At 36.5% G+C, this 13710-nt stretch carries 9 protein-coding genes and 1 CRISPR repeat array; of the genes, 2 read left to right on the forward strand and 7 right to left on the reverse strand.

Going from position 1 to position 13710, the window contains the following annotated elements:
• The coding region (gene hrmK / locus H6G44_RS08295) for a hybrid histidine kinase/response regulator HrmK (RefSeq protein WP_190595362.1) at nt 1-1581 on the forward strand (1581 nt) is incomplete at its 5' end.
• A 109-nt stretch (nt 1582-1690) separates the two neighbouring features.
• Nucleotides 1691-2934: a CRISPR direct-repeat array (repeat unit 36 nt; unit sequence GTTTCCATTCAATTAATGTCCCCAGCGAGTGGGGAC).
• A gap of 253 nt (nt 2935-3187) precedes the next feature.
• On the opposite strand, the gene dxs is transcribed toward hrmK, so the two are convergent.
• On the reverse strand, nt 3188-5095 hold the full coding sequence (gene dxs / locus H6G44_RS08300) for a 1-deoxy-D-xylulose-5-phosphate synthase (protein WP_190386177.1): 1908 nt from the start codon (nt 5093-5095) through the stop codon (nt 3188-3190).
• A gap of 403 nt (nt 5096-5498) precedes the next feature.
• Between dxs and H6G44_RS08305 the strand changes: the two genes are divergently transcribed.
• On the forward strand, nt 5499-7178 hold the full coding sequence (locus H6G44_RS08305; protein ID WP_190386176.1) for a serine/threonine protein kinase: 1680 nt from the start codon (nt 5499-5501) through the stop codon (nt 7176-7178).
• A 485-nt stretch (nt 7179-7663) separates the two neighbouring features.
• Here the strand turns inward: H6G44_RS08305 and H6G44_RS08310 are convergent, their stop codons facing one another.
• The 6 genes from H6G44_RS08310 to H6G44_RS08335 form a co-directional block, all read right to left on the reverse strand.
• A complete protein-coding gene (locus H6G44_RS08310; protein ID WP_190386175.1) occupies nt 7664-8833 on the reverse strand; it encodes an IscS subfamily cysteine desulfurase in 1170 nt (389 codons plus the stop codon).
• A 13-nt stretch (nt 8834-8846) separates the two neighbouring features.
• Nucleotides 8847-9473: a restriction endonuclease subunit R gene (locus H6G44_RS08315; RefSeq protein WP_190386174.1), complete on the reverse strand. Its 627-nt coding sequence runs from the start codon at nt 9471-9473 to the stop codon at nt 8847-8849.
• 175 nt (nt 9474-9648) lie between these two features.
• Complete coding sequence (gene bcp / locus H6G44_RS08320) at nt 9649-10125, reverse strand: thioredoxin-dependent thiol peroxidase (RefSeq protein ID WP_190386173.1); 477 nt, start codon at nt 10123-10125, stop codon at nt 9649-9651.
• Nucleotides 10126-10171: 46 nt separating this feature from the next.
• Nucleotides 10172-11128, reverse strand: a complete 957-nt coding sequence (locus H6G44_RS08325) for a ribonuclease Z (RefSeq protein ID WP_190386172.1) — start codon at nt 11126-11128, stop codon at nt 10172-10174.
• Between the two features lie 120 nt (nt 11129-11248).
• Nucleotides 11249-12142, reverse strand: a complete 894-nt coding sequence (locus tag H6G44_RS08330) for a sensor histidine kinase (RefSeq protein ID WP_190386171.1) — start codon at nt 12140-12142, stop codon at nt 11249-11251.
• 76 nt (nt 12143-12218) lie between these two features.
• A complete protein-coding gene (locus tag H6G44_RS08335) occupies nt 12219-12896 on the reverse strand; it encodes a response regulator transcription factor (RefSeq protein ID WP_190386170.1) in 678 nt (225 codons plus the stop codon).
• Nucleotides 12897-13710: the final 814 nt, after the last annotated feature.

A 13710-nucleotide genomic window follows, 5' to 3' on the forward strand; every position in this document is an offset into this window, starting at 1 on the left:
TTGGGAAATGAGTTTATGATCATGGTTAATCAAAATATTTTAATCCTTCGCCCAAAATTTAACATATTTTTGGCTATTTTTATCAGGCTTTTCTTAACATTCAACACTTCTGCCGCAATTGATAACAAAATTCTGAAATTAAATCAATCTATTTATCTCGAAGATATACAAGAAATGGAGACTCAAGAACACCAAAGTGCTTGGTATTTATTTGAGGATTCTCAAGGAATAAAAGGATGGTTAATCATTAATATTAGCAACTTTTTACCGAATTATGAATTATTTAAAGATGCTTTTTTGCCTTTAAAATTACAATTAATTACACAAACTATCCAAATTTTTCGGACAGCTTTAGGACAATTTCGACAAATACAATCTTCCCAGCAACATTATGAACATTTAGCTAAATTTAATCAAGAACTAGAACGCACAAATCAACTCAAAAATCAGTTTTTAGCGAATACAAGTCATGAAATCCGCACTCCTCTGAGTTCGATAATTGGTTTTACTCATTTGCTATTAGCACAGGGATACGAATCTGAGAAAATCCGTCATCAAGAATATTTAAATATTATTTACTCTAGTGGTAAGCATTTATTAGAATTAATTAATGATATTTTAGATCTCTCGAAAATTGAAGCCAATTATCTAGAAGTTCAATGGGAAATTATTGATATTTCTACTTTGTGCAAAAATATTTTAGCTTTAGTAAAAGAGAAAGCTGCTCATAAAGGTTTAATAATTCGTTTGGAAATTCAGGCAAATATTAAAAATATTATAGCTGATCCCTTGCGACTTAAACAAATGTTATTAAATCTACTTTTTAATGCTATTAAATTTACCATAAAAGGAAGTGTTGGCTTACAGATTTCTCAACAAGATGGATTTTTACGGTTTACGGTTTGGGATACTGGTATAGGTATTTTGTATGAAGATCAGTGTCGATTATTTCAACCCTATAGTCAAGTTTTAAATATCGCTGCTGGTTGTCATGAGGGGACCGGTTTAGGGTTAGTATTAACTCAAAAATTGGCAGAAATTCACGGTGGTTATTTAGAATTAGAATCTATACCTAATCAAGGTTCTCGTTTTAGTATTTTACTACCTCTCAAGCCCATGGGAAAGGTTTTAGCGGCTATAGAAACAACCGCAGAAAATGATTTAGAGGTAGTTAGCTATCCTTGTTCTAATTATAATATGACTTTATCACCAGTAGTTTTACTAGTGGAAGATGACTTAGCAAATGGGGAATTAATGGGGATTTATTTAAGAAGATTGGGGTATCAGGTAATTTGGGTAAAAAATGGGGTGGAAATGTGGAATAGTCTGCGGGAAATAGAACCAAGAGTGATTTTAATGGATGTGAGTTTACCTGATATTAATGGTTTAATTTTGGTGCAGCAATTACGAGAAAACCCTAAATATCAGCATATAGGGATTATTGCTCAAACTGCAAGGGCGATGAAGGAAGATCGAGAAATTTGTTTGGCTGCTGGTGTTAATGAGTATATTTCTAAACCGATAGATTTGCAAGTTTTAGCTGGTTTGGTGGCTAGGTATTGTGGGTTTGTTGATTTTTAAGGGTTTTTTGGTTCATGTTCTTGAGGTATAAGGTTTTTTAGTTTTAGGGAACAGGAAACAAGTTGGTATGTACTTGATTAGACCAGGGAAATATACTATCTGTGCTTTTGTTTCTATTCAATTAATGTCCCCAGCGAGTGGGGACTGTAAACATGAAAACAATATTCAGTCTATTCTTAGGTTTCCATTCAATTAATGTCCCCAGCGAGTGGGGACCTAATTACTTATTCTATTAGAGGACAACCATGAAATACATTAGATCGTTTCCATTCAATTAATGTCCCCAGCGAGTGGGGACGGTATTAGAACTTAACCCCGTTATAGTTTCGGCGGATATACGTTTCCATTCAATTAATGTCCCCAGCGAGTGGGGACTTGGGTGGTAGGAAATACGTCCTTGATTTAGTTCCTGTTAGAGTTTCCATTCAATTAATGTCCCCAGCGAGTGGGGACTTTAATTGAATATACGTTTGATAGAACATTAGTTATGTTTCCATTCAATTAATGTCCCCAGCGAGTGGGGACGAAGCAGTTAACGGTAAAATTAACATCTTTTTTCACTCAAGTTTCCATTCAATTAATGTCCCCAGCGAGTGGGGACTGGATGCTTAAAGATCATGAATACCTGGAGTATAGTTTCCATTCAATTAATGTCCCCAGCGAGTGGGGACAGTTATAGCGACGGATAATTATTGTCCGATAAGTCAACGAAAGTTTCCATTCAATTAATGTCCCCAGCGAGTGGGGACAAAATAAAAGTTATCTGTTGAGGCACTGATAGTTATCTGTTGGTTTCCATTCAATTAATGTCCCCAGCGAGTGGGGACCAACTAGGCTCTAAAACCTTACCGCCAACAAAACCCATTTGTTTCCATTCAATTAATGTCCCCAGCGAGTGGGGACCTAACCCCCCTAAGTTAGTACCATTACTTCCTGTAACGTTTCCATTCAATTAATGTCCCCAGCGAGTGGGGACGTATCATTGATTGGTTGATTAATTCATCTAGTATTAAATCGTTTCCATTCAATTAATGTCCCCAGCGAGTGGGGACTTAAATTCAAATGCTTAATGGAATTAGGCATAGATTGGGAAGTTTCCATTCAATTAATGTCCCCAGCGAGTGGGGACGTAATCGTAACCCGTTGAGTATGTCATTTAGTGCTTACCAAGTTTCCATTCAATTAATGTCCCCAGCGAGTGGGGACACAACTATGCTGATGGTCGTGCCTTTGAGCAAGGTATGTTTCCATTCAATTAATGTCCCCAGCGAGTGGGGACTCAGATTAATGGAGAGGTAGCCGAGCGGCTGATAGCTGGTTTCCATTCAATTAATGTCCCCAGCGAGTGGGGACCCCTCAATTTTAAACCCTTACCCAGCAAGGTGTCCAGAGACAGTTTCCGAGGGTCAGGAAAAAAGTAGTAAAACCACCAACCGACAGCAAGAAAAAAACTCCCAAAACCCTTACCCAGCAAGCGACCGAAGTTCCCAACGAAAAAATCAATATTACAGCCATTTTACCTGAACTTCGGAAAATAAACAAGACCAGCAAACATATACAAAATAATTAAATCCTGTATCGCTGCAAATCCTCATTCAGACAAAAACTACACCATAGCAGCAACCTGTTTTCTAAAGAAAGCCTGTAAAACAGTTTCGGCAATTTGAGGACTACTTAAACCTAATGCAGCAAAAGATTGATCCGGTGTAGCATGATCTACCAAAATATCAGGAACACCAATCCGCTTCACAGGTACAACAATATCAGCATCAAGTAAAGCTTCCGCCACAGCAGAACCAAAACCACCCATTAAACAACCCTCCTCCAAAGTTACAACCCTACCAATCTCTTTAGCTAAAGGTAAAATCAATTCAGTATCTAAAGGTTTAACAAAACGAGCATTAACGACAGTTGCCTCAATTCCATATTCGCTGAGAATCTCCGCCGCTTGCATAGCCGGATAAACCATCGTACCATAGCCGAGAATTAATACATCATCACCTTGACGCAGAATTTCTCCCTTACCAATTTCTAAAGCTTCCCAACCCTCCTCCATTAAGGGGACACCATGACCATTACCACGGGGGAAACGCATAGAAATCGGTCCATCTGTATAGTTAATCCCAGTAACAACCATCCGTTGTAACTCGGCCTCATCCTTGGGAGCCATTACCACCATATTCGGAATACAACGCAGATAAGCAATATCATACATTCCTTGATGGGTTGGACCATCAGCGCCAACAATCCCCGCCCGATCTAAACAGAAGAATACAGGGAGGTTTTGAATACAAACATCGTGAATAATTTGGTCAAAGGCCCGTTGTAAAAAAGTGGAATAAATAGCAGCAACGGGACGCATTCCCTCACAGGCTAAACCCGCAGCTAAGGTAACGGCGTGTTGTTCAGCAATTCCCACATCAATATACTGATGAGGTAGTTTCGCTTGTAGTTTATCTAAGCCTGTACCAGTAGCCATAGCCGCTGTAATACCGACGATTTTAGGATTTTGTGCTGCCAGTGTCACTAGAGTATGAGAAAAGACCTTAGCATAAGCAGGGGGTTTAGGTTTACTGGAAGGAATCGCTTTCCCTGTGCCTAAATTAAAGGGAGTTTGGGCATGGTAGCCTACTTGATCTTTTTCCGCTATTTCATAGCCTTTTCCCTTAGTTGTCACTACATGAACCAACACAGGACCAGTAATTTGATGTGCTTGTTGGAATGTAGCAATTAACTCTTCTAATTTATGTCCATCAACTGGACCCATGTAGGTAAAGCCTAATTCTTCAAAAACCGCACCAACTTTAGGAACTGCTAACCGTTTCATTCCTTCTTTAATGCGTTCCAGTTCTGGGGAAATAGACTCACCTAAAAAGGGAAGATGTTTTAACTGTTCCTCAATTCCATCTGAGAGAAACTGTACTGGAGGACTCAACCGCATTTTGTTGAGATAACGAGGAATCGCCCCCACGTTGGGAGAAATGGACATTTCATTATCATTGAGAACCACCAGTAGATTAGTTTTGGGTAGGTGTCCTGCGTGGTTAATAGCTTCTAAGGCCATACCCCCAGTTAAAGCCCCATCACCAATAACAGCAACGGTTTTGAATTTTTCCCCTTTTAAGTCGCGGGCTAAAGCCATTCCCAAGGCGGCGGAAATACTTGTAGAGGCGTGTCCAGCACCAAAATGATCAAATTTGTTTTCGCAGCGTTTGAGATAACCTGCAACGCCGTCTTTTTGGCGGAGAGTGTCAAAATTACTGTAGCGTCCGGTAATTAATTTATGAGGATAGGCTTGATGTCCTACATCCCAGATGACTTTATCCCGATCTAGATCTAAGGTTTGATACAGTCCCAGTGTTAATTCGACGACTCCCAAACCAGGCCCTAAATGCCCTCCAAAGGCTGCTACTGTTTGTAAGTGCTTTTCACGAATTTGACGGGCAATTTGTTCTAACTGCCGAATTGACAAACCATGCAACTGGTTAGGATGGGTAATTTCACTCAAGTGCATATTATCGGCTTTTCCTCTCTAAGTCTTCTGTTCTCATGATTTTATTTTCCCACTTCCGGTGGCTGCTAAAATCTGACTGCCATTAATTGTTATTGTCTAACTATAACTTTTGTGAGTTTTTAATAGTTACATATAATAATCTAATTTGATTTATGACCGATTTCCTAGCCAAGTCGTAAATTATAGTGGGAGTTGGGAATAAAATCCTGTTGTATTCAGATATTTAAGAATGACTAGGGTAGGTTTGTACGCGCAATTTGTGTAATAATGTGCTATAATTGGGCATTAATTGAGCATCTTTCCCAAAAATTTGATAACCTGATTTTTGATCATCAAAAATTAGTCAATATCTATTTTAACCATCAACTGAGCATTTTTTAGATCATAATTCTCAAAAGCCTTAGTGAATGAACATCTTGCGGTTCACTGTATCAATCCTGATTGTCAACGTCCTTATCCCCAACCCAGGGGTAATAAGTTCTGTCACAGTTGTGGCGCACCTCTGCATCTATTAGACCGCTATTTCCCTCTTAAACCTCTAGGTACGGGAGGGTTTGCCCAAATTTATACTATTTGGGATGAAAAGACACAAACAGAAAAGGTCCTCAAGGTGCTGGTGGAAACTTCACCTAAGGCTCTGGAATTGTTTATTCAAGAAGCGGAGGTTTTAAGTAGTTTCCGTAGTTCTGGAGTGCCTATAGTTGAGAGTGACGGTTATTTTCAAATCAATTTAGCTAATCCTAAACCCCATCAATTACCATGTTTGGTGATGGAAAAAATCAATGGTTATACTTTGGAGGAGGTATTAATAAATTCTCCTCAAGGTTGTTCTGAAGATTTGGTATTAGGTTGGTTTATTCAAGCTGTGATGATTTTACGGGAATTACATCAACGTCAAATTATTCACCGAGATATTAAACCTTCTAATTTAATGTTGCGTAGTTCTACTCCCGCAGCCCCTAGTAAAAATGATCAATTGGTGCTAATTGATTTCGGAGGTGCTAAACAATTGAGCGGTTCTGTTTGGCGATCGCACTCTAGTTCTACGCGCCTATACTCGTCCGGTTATAGTCCCCAGGAGCAAATTCGCGGCGGTAATATTGGACCATCGGCAGATTTTTATGCTTTGGGTCGGACTATGATTCAACTAATTACGGGTAAGTATCCTTCAGAGTTGGAAGACGGATTAACTGGTAAGTTGCAATGGCGTAACCATCGACAGATTAAACTAGATTTAGCAGATCTATTAGATGAAATGGTACAGGATGATATACGATTGCGTCCAGCCCATGCAGATATTATTCACAAAAGATTACTTAAAATTGCTTCTCCACCATTGGGTAAAGGTTTACTGAAGTCTATTGGTAAATCTGTAGTAGTATTAATTACTGAATTTGCTCAATTTATAGGTAATACTACTCTATCTATTATTCAGGGAATATGCAAGTTTTTATTAGCTAGTTTAGTGACTATTTGGGTAATGATACTCACAAGCATCTGCGCGGGAATCGGGACTATAATCGGTTTTATTCTAGCTTACCACACTAGTTTAGGCGATCGCTGGCTAGAATTAGTCTATCAATTACCAACATTAGTTAAAAATCAACCTTATGTAGTTAAAGAAACCATAGTATATGCTTTTGCAGGTTTAGGAACAGGTTGGGGGTTAACCCTATCAGGCTGTTTTGAACAAAAGCGGCGATTTCTGATCACAGCTTTAATGAGTTTAATTGGTTATAGTTTAGGCTGGATAGCGTGTCAATTCATCACCAGCGAAAATCTTACAGAAAGCCTAATAATCTGGATTTTAATCTCACTTCCCCTCTTAACCCTGGGTTTAGGCCTTCGTACTCACCAAATCGCTTATGCTGTTGTCGCGGGTTTAGGTACTGCTAACTTGATAGCCATTTTCGCGCGTTTAGGGTTAGGGTTGCAGTTATTTCATTTTACCAGTTCACCGACCGCGTTTGATCTATTTTTACTTCTAGGTTTTTTTAGTCTGGTGAGTATCTTAGTCAGCTTTTCCCTGAGTATAAGCCATTACCTCATTGTCCCTTGCTTACGTTGGTTAGGTTGGCGATAAGTGTCACATAAAACACAGATACCCCCAAGTTCACAACTAAGATGAACTGGGGGGTATCCCATAATTGGTAGACTATAAATCTTTCGGTATACTGAAGTTGAAACCAATATACACTCTTTATTCCCATTTGCATAGTTCTGTAATAACAATTTATTTAATTTTTAGATATTTTTAATTATTTCTTTATATTTCCAGATTAATTAAACCAGCAAATATCCTGTTTTGTTATATTAGTAACATTCTAGTCAGAAAAACAACTTACAGCCATTCCCGGTGTTATAAGGTACATATCTAGCGGGCAAGATGCCCGCACCACAAGAGTTTTATCATTCAACTTTGTACCTCATAGGCAATTAATGCTCTGAAATATAAGTTATTCTCAAACAACAAGACTGGAGGTCATGTTTTTGCCTAAATTATCACTTTCTCCTAACTTGATTGGTATTGATACTACTATCAGGAGTATCATGGTTTTTAGGCTGTTTTTAACAACTAACTACTGACGCAGTTCTTAAACTTTGAACAGTAGAAATTATCCGTTGGGCAACTTGGTCAATTTCCTCGACTGTATTAAATCTCCCAATACCAAATCGTAGGGAAGCATAAGCTAATTTATCGGAGTGTCCTAAGGCTTTCAACACATAAGAAGGAGCAACATTATTGGAGGAACAAGCAGAACCAGAAGATACAGCTACTATTGATTGTAAACCTAAAGAAAGTGCAGTGCCATCTACATCTTTAATACTAATATTTAAGTTTCCTGCTAATCGTTTTTGAGGATGTCCATTGATATAAATTCCTCCTAAAGTAGATAACTGTTTCCACAATCTTTCTCTTAGTTCTGTTAATCGTTGATTTTCGGTTTCTTGAGTGGCTATGGCAATTTCTACAGCTTTACCAAAACCGACAATTTGTGGTGTATATAACGTCCCAGAACGCATTCCTTTTTCATGTCCTCCTCCATGTTGTTGGGAAGCAATTTTGACTCTTGGGTTACGTCTGCGAACATATAAAGCCCCAATACCCTTTGGTCCATAAACTTTATGGGCTGTGAGAGACATTAAATCAATATTCATTTCTTCCACATCTAAAGGTATTTTCCCAATAGCTTGGGCTGCGTCTGTGTGCAAAATAATTTGCCGTTGACGACAGATTTCGCCAATTTCGGCTATTGGTTGTAAAACCCCAATTTCATTATTGGCAGCCATTATAGATACTAAAATTGTATCATCACGCAAGGCTTTTTCTAACTGATTTAAATCAATTAATCCATCTTTTTCTACTGGTAAAACTGTGAGATTAAAACCCAGATTTTTTAAATATTCACAAGGATCTAAAACTGCTTTATGTTCCGTGGCAATAGTGACAATATGTTGACCTTTCTGGAAATAAGCTTCAGCAATTCCTTTAATGGCTAAATTATTTGCTTCCGTTGCACCGCTGGTAAAAACAATTTCCTCTGGAGTTGCGTTAATTGCTGCTGCTAAAATTTCCCGTGTTTGTTTAACAGCGGCTTCTGATTCCCAACCATAAATATGGCTAATACTAGCCGCATTGCCAAACTTTTCTGTAAAGTAGGGAATCATAGCAGCCATTACCTTTTCATCAACGGGGGTAGTAGCATGACAATCGAGGTAGATAGGACGACTGGACATAATTAATTAATGGTTAATTCAAAATTTGACTTAGTTTTTTTAAGATTCGGAAAACTTGATAAAGTTCGTTTTCTCGCTTCAAGAGTGTAAATTGATCAGACAAAGCGTATTGGGCTTGATTAATTTGCGAAAATTTGATAAAAATAAAATCACTTCCATTCATTACCAATCCAAATAGAGGTTTTGTAGGATGAGGATTAGCCAGCATATAAGTAAGTGCTTGAGGTATGGCTTCTAAGAGAGAAAAAGTAGTTCTTTTAGATTCAATTACTAATAACCATAATTGTTGTTGGATAACTAAAACATCAATTTTACCTCTGATAACTTCGTCTTCATTTTCGACTGCGATTTCTATTGATGATTCACTCCTAATAAAGAAAGGTTCATCATAAAATCCAGCTAAACTGAGTAAGGGAGATAAAACTACTAACTTGACTGTTTCTTCCGATAAAGGAGGATATTTAGCTAATCTGAGAAAATGCAATTTTACTTTGTCTAGATATTGCTTTTCTAAATCAGATATTTCTGGCAGATTTTCTAACCATTCAGGAAAAAATGCTTCATTGTTGGTTTGTTTTAGACTAAATTTTGCTTCTAAATAGGCAATGCCTATGTTTTGCGCTTGGATGAATTGAACCATTATACAAATAATAGAATTGATATTTCTATTGTATAAGGTTTGAATGGTTATATTATTTCATTAACATAATTCAGTCAAGTAAAGTTTAAATTAATTAACATTTGAAAAATCAAATATCTAAGGAGGAGAAATCACAGCTATATCAATAAAATCTGACAAATCAGACCGTAAAACTTTAAATAGCTGCTAATTCCTTGATTTTTTTGAGTACAGATTCGGCATGACCTTTTGTTTTGACATTAGGCCAAATATAGGCGATAATTTTATCAGGTGAAATCAGAAAAGTTGAACGGGCAACTCCCATATATTCTTTACCCATAAACTTCTTTAAACGCCATGCACCATAGGCCTCTATTAATTGATGTTCAGGATCAGTTAATAGGGTAATTGATAAATTATGTTTGTCTATAAATTTACAATGAGATGTGGCAGAATCTGGACTAACACCGATAATTTTTGCTCCCACTGTGGTAAATTCGGGGGATAATTTTGTAAAGTCTTGAGCTTCGGTGGTGCAGCCCGGTGTATTATCTTTAGGATAAAAATAGAGAACTATCCACTGATTTATATCAGCAATATTGACTAGATTATTGTTTTGGTCTGGGGTCGAAAAATCCGGTGCAGGTTGTCCAATTTGGGGAATATTGGTCATAATTAGAGGGCGATAAATTAGGAATAAATGAAAATTATAGAGTAGATTAGGTAATCAAACTTGATTCAATTTCGCGTCTACGAGGAACATCATAAACCATAAAATCATGAGCCATAATTGTTTTAGGAAAAATTGCCTTTGCTTCTTTAAGTAGATCTTTTAATTCAATAGTATTACCGGGAGCATAACGGGGGCTAAAATGTGTCATAATTAGTTTACGAACTCCGGCAACATAAGCGGTTTGTGCCGCCATTGTAGTTGTAGAATGTAGCCTTTGAAAAGCCATTTCTGAATCTTGGTGAGCAAAAGTTGCCTCATGAATTAATACATCTGCATCAAGAGCTAATTGTACTGCACCATCACAATAAACCGTATCCGTACAATAGGCAATTTTTCGGCCAATTTCTATTGGACCAGATAATTCACTACCATTAATTACTCTTCCGTCTGCTAAGGTGACTGTCTCACCGCGTTTAAGTTGTCCATAAATAGGGCCTGAAGGAATTTGTAGGGCTTTGGCTTTGTCTATATCAAAACGTCCGCTTCTATCTTTCTCTGCTATTCGATAGCCAAAAGCGGGGATACGGTGATGTAGAAGACCACAGGTGACAGTAAATTCACTATCTTCATAAATTATCCCCGGTTGAACAGTATGCACTTTAATTGGGTAGGAAAAATGGGTATGGGAGTAACGGGAAGCGGCTTGTAAGTATTCATTTAAGCCCTGTGGACCGTAGATATCAATTTTGTCTACATTACCTGCTAAACCGCAACTAGCCAACAATCCCATTAAGCCAAAAATATGATCACCGTGCATATGGGTGACAAAAATTCGGGATAGTTGGCTAATTTTTAATTCACTCCGCAAAATTTGATGTTGAGTTCCCTCCCCACAGTCAAATAACCACATTTCTGCCCGTTGTGGCAATCTCATTGCCACGCTGGAAACATTGCGTGATCTTGTAGGTACACCGGAGCTCGTCCCTAAAAATGTAATCTGCACGGCGGTTTTTAGCTTTCCTTTTGCTGAATATAGTCCCTGATTCTCTATCTTGGCACAGTATTGGCACAGTTAGCTATTTGAGCAGAAGGAAAACACAACATTTTCTAATTTTCCTGGTTTTTATTGCCACTGGGCAGAATTTGGCAAAGGCCAAGATAACTCACAAATAGTACCTTGATTTTCAAGGTGAACTCGCCTAAATTTACCTTGAATTTGTTTGGCTAAATTTTTAAATTGTTTTGTTCCCCAACCTTCTTTTAACGGGTAAATTCCTAAACCATTATCTATAATTCTCAGGGTGTAAAGTCCTTTTTCTACTGAATAATTAACTTGTAAACAAGTGATACCTATGGCGTGTTTACCAACATTACATAGGGCTTCTTCTAAAAATCTGCAAAGTCCTCGCTTATTTTCAATACTCAAACTACTTTCATCTATAGGCTCAAAACTATGGATTTTTAGTTTGAGGGTTTTGAAACAGGGAAAATCCCGTTCTAAGGTATAGGTATAAACTTGATAGAGAATTTCAGGTAAAGGGTTTCGCAAATCTATAACTACATTACTTCCTAAATAAAGGCTAGTATCTTGATTAAGAGTTTCTTGTTGCCAAAATTCATATATTCCTCGTAACTCTTGATTTAATTCTTCAAGTTCTTGTTCTATTAAAGGTAGCAAATTATTAATGGGTAAATCTTTTCTTTTGACGAGACGTAAAATTTTAGCTAGAGTTTGTAATGGACCATTGTGAATTGTTTCAAATGTAGTTTCAATCATGGTTTTACGAGCTTTAATTCCAGATTTAATTGTTTGATTATATTGATATAAAGACATAAGACTAATACCGTTTACAACTATAACAAAAATTGCTGGAAATATAGAAAATGACCAACCCCAAGTTAATAAGAAATGACTAATCAATACTAGACTAAAACTAGTAATGATGACTTCTGATAATTTGCCTACAGAAACAAAATAAATTTCTTCCTGTAGGTTTTTCCAAAATTGAGTTTGCATAAGCTTTTATTCCAATCTCAAAACCTTAATAATGGAAAACATATTATTGATTCTACTAACTTTATTTGTTAGTTAATTAATCAATTAATCCTTCGGCTCTAGCTCTCATTTCTGTTTGAATACGGATATTTTTACCTTCTTCTGGGTAAATATTTAAAGCGTCTTGTAACTTACTCCAATAATGACGTACCATCCGTTCAGATATGCACATATTTTTAGCAATTACTTTATCTTGTAATCCTTCTTCAAAAGCTAATTCCAGCACTTTCAACCATTCTGGTTTCACCTCTAAACCTGAATGAATTCCTTTGATATCTTTGGTGTGAGTTAAGCCTTGTAATGCCCAATCAACTCTAGTTAACATTTCCTGGGTAGGAAGACTTTTATCAGCGACAGTAAAGCCTCCTTTATGATTATCAATATAAGGACGAATGCGGATTAATGTTTTCACATGGGCACTTTGAACAACAAGATTTAAATGGGAATAATTTTCCATCAAAACCTTAAGAAGTTGAATACCTATATCAACTTTCGCTGTCATTTCCGGTTTTTCTGGTATGGAAAGATCCATTACTAGGAGGTCAGGTTGGTAATTAATAACTTGCTCAAAAGCATAACTAGCATTTGTAGCTGTATTAAATTCAGCACTAGGATAGTTTTTTCGTAAAATTTCTACTGTCCCATTTAAAACTGACTCGTGGTCATCAATTACTATGAATGTTAAACATGATTTTTCTGATGGAATTTGTTGCATATCTAATAATTGTCCTAATAGTTAAACACATGATAATTTTTAGTTGCTATAGGCATCATAAATGATATTTGAAAAATTTTAAGTAGTCTAAGTGGGCTGGGAAATACCTAGCCTACATATATTTAAAAAATCAAATATTAGTCCTATATATACTACTATTAATTACTTTTTTCTAGGTTCTCTTAGTTATACCTTATTAAAGGTGAGGGTGTTACCCCTCACCCAATGAAAAATATTAGAAAATACTGAGATTATGAAGTTGATATATAATAATAATAAATATGTTTATTTAAAAAAACTTAGGATTAATCAGAGTTGTGAGAGATATAGTAAGAGGTACTATAGGAGATATTAAGTAATAGAAAATACTGACTAATAAAAGTGCCAAATTGACATAAGGTTTTTGTTAAGTAGGAGCATTTACATGATATTAAGAATTTAAAGTTATTATAAATATGCTCTGATTTTGGTAAATGAAAATAAAAAATTACAGTAGATATAATCAGGATCAAAAATTTTTAGAATAGCCTGATACTTTGTGTTTGTTGGAGAGTAATATGAATATAAATAGAGAATTTTTATATGTTTTCTACAAAAATTGTAGAGACATTTTGTGCAATGTTTCTATTTTTGACTCTACTGTTATCTTTATGTAAGATAACATTTATTGTAGATTGTATTTCGTTCCTCAACCCAATACCCCTTACTGTCATTCTGCTAATATTGGATTTCATTTCGTACCCTTTGGGAAGCAAGCTACACCCCAACCTACAAAAATTAAATCAATATTCTTTTCCATAAAGGGAGCAGTAAA

The organism is Aphanizomenon flos-aquae FACHB-1287, assembly GCF_014698755.1.
Taxonomy (GTDB): Bacteria; Cyanobacteriota; Cyanobacteriia; order Cyanobacteriales; family Nostocaceae; genus Dolichospermum; species Dolichospermum flosaquae.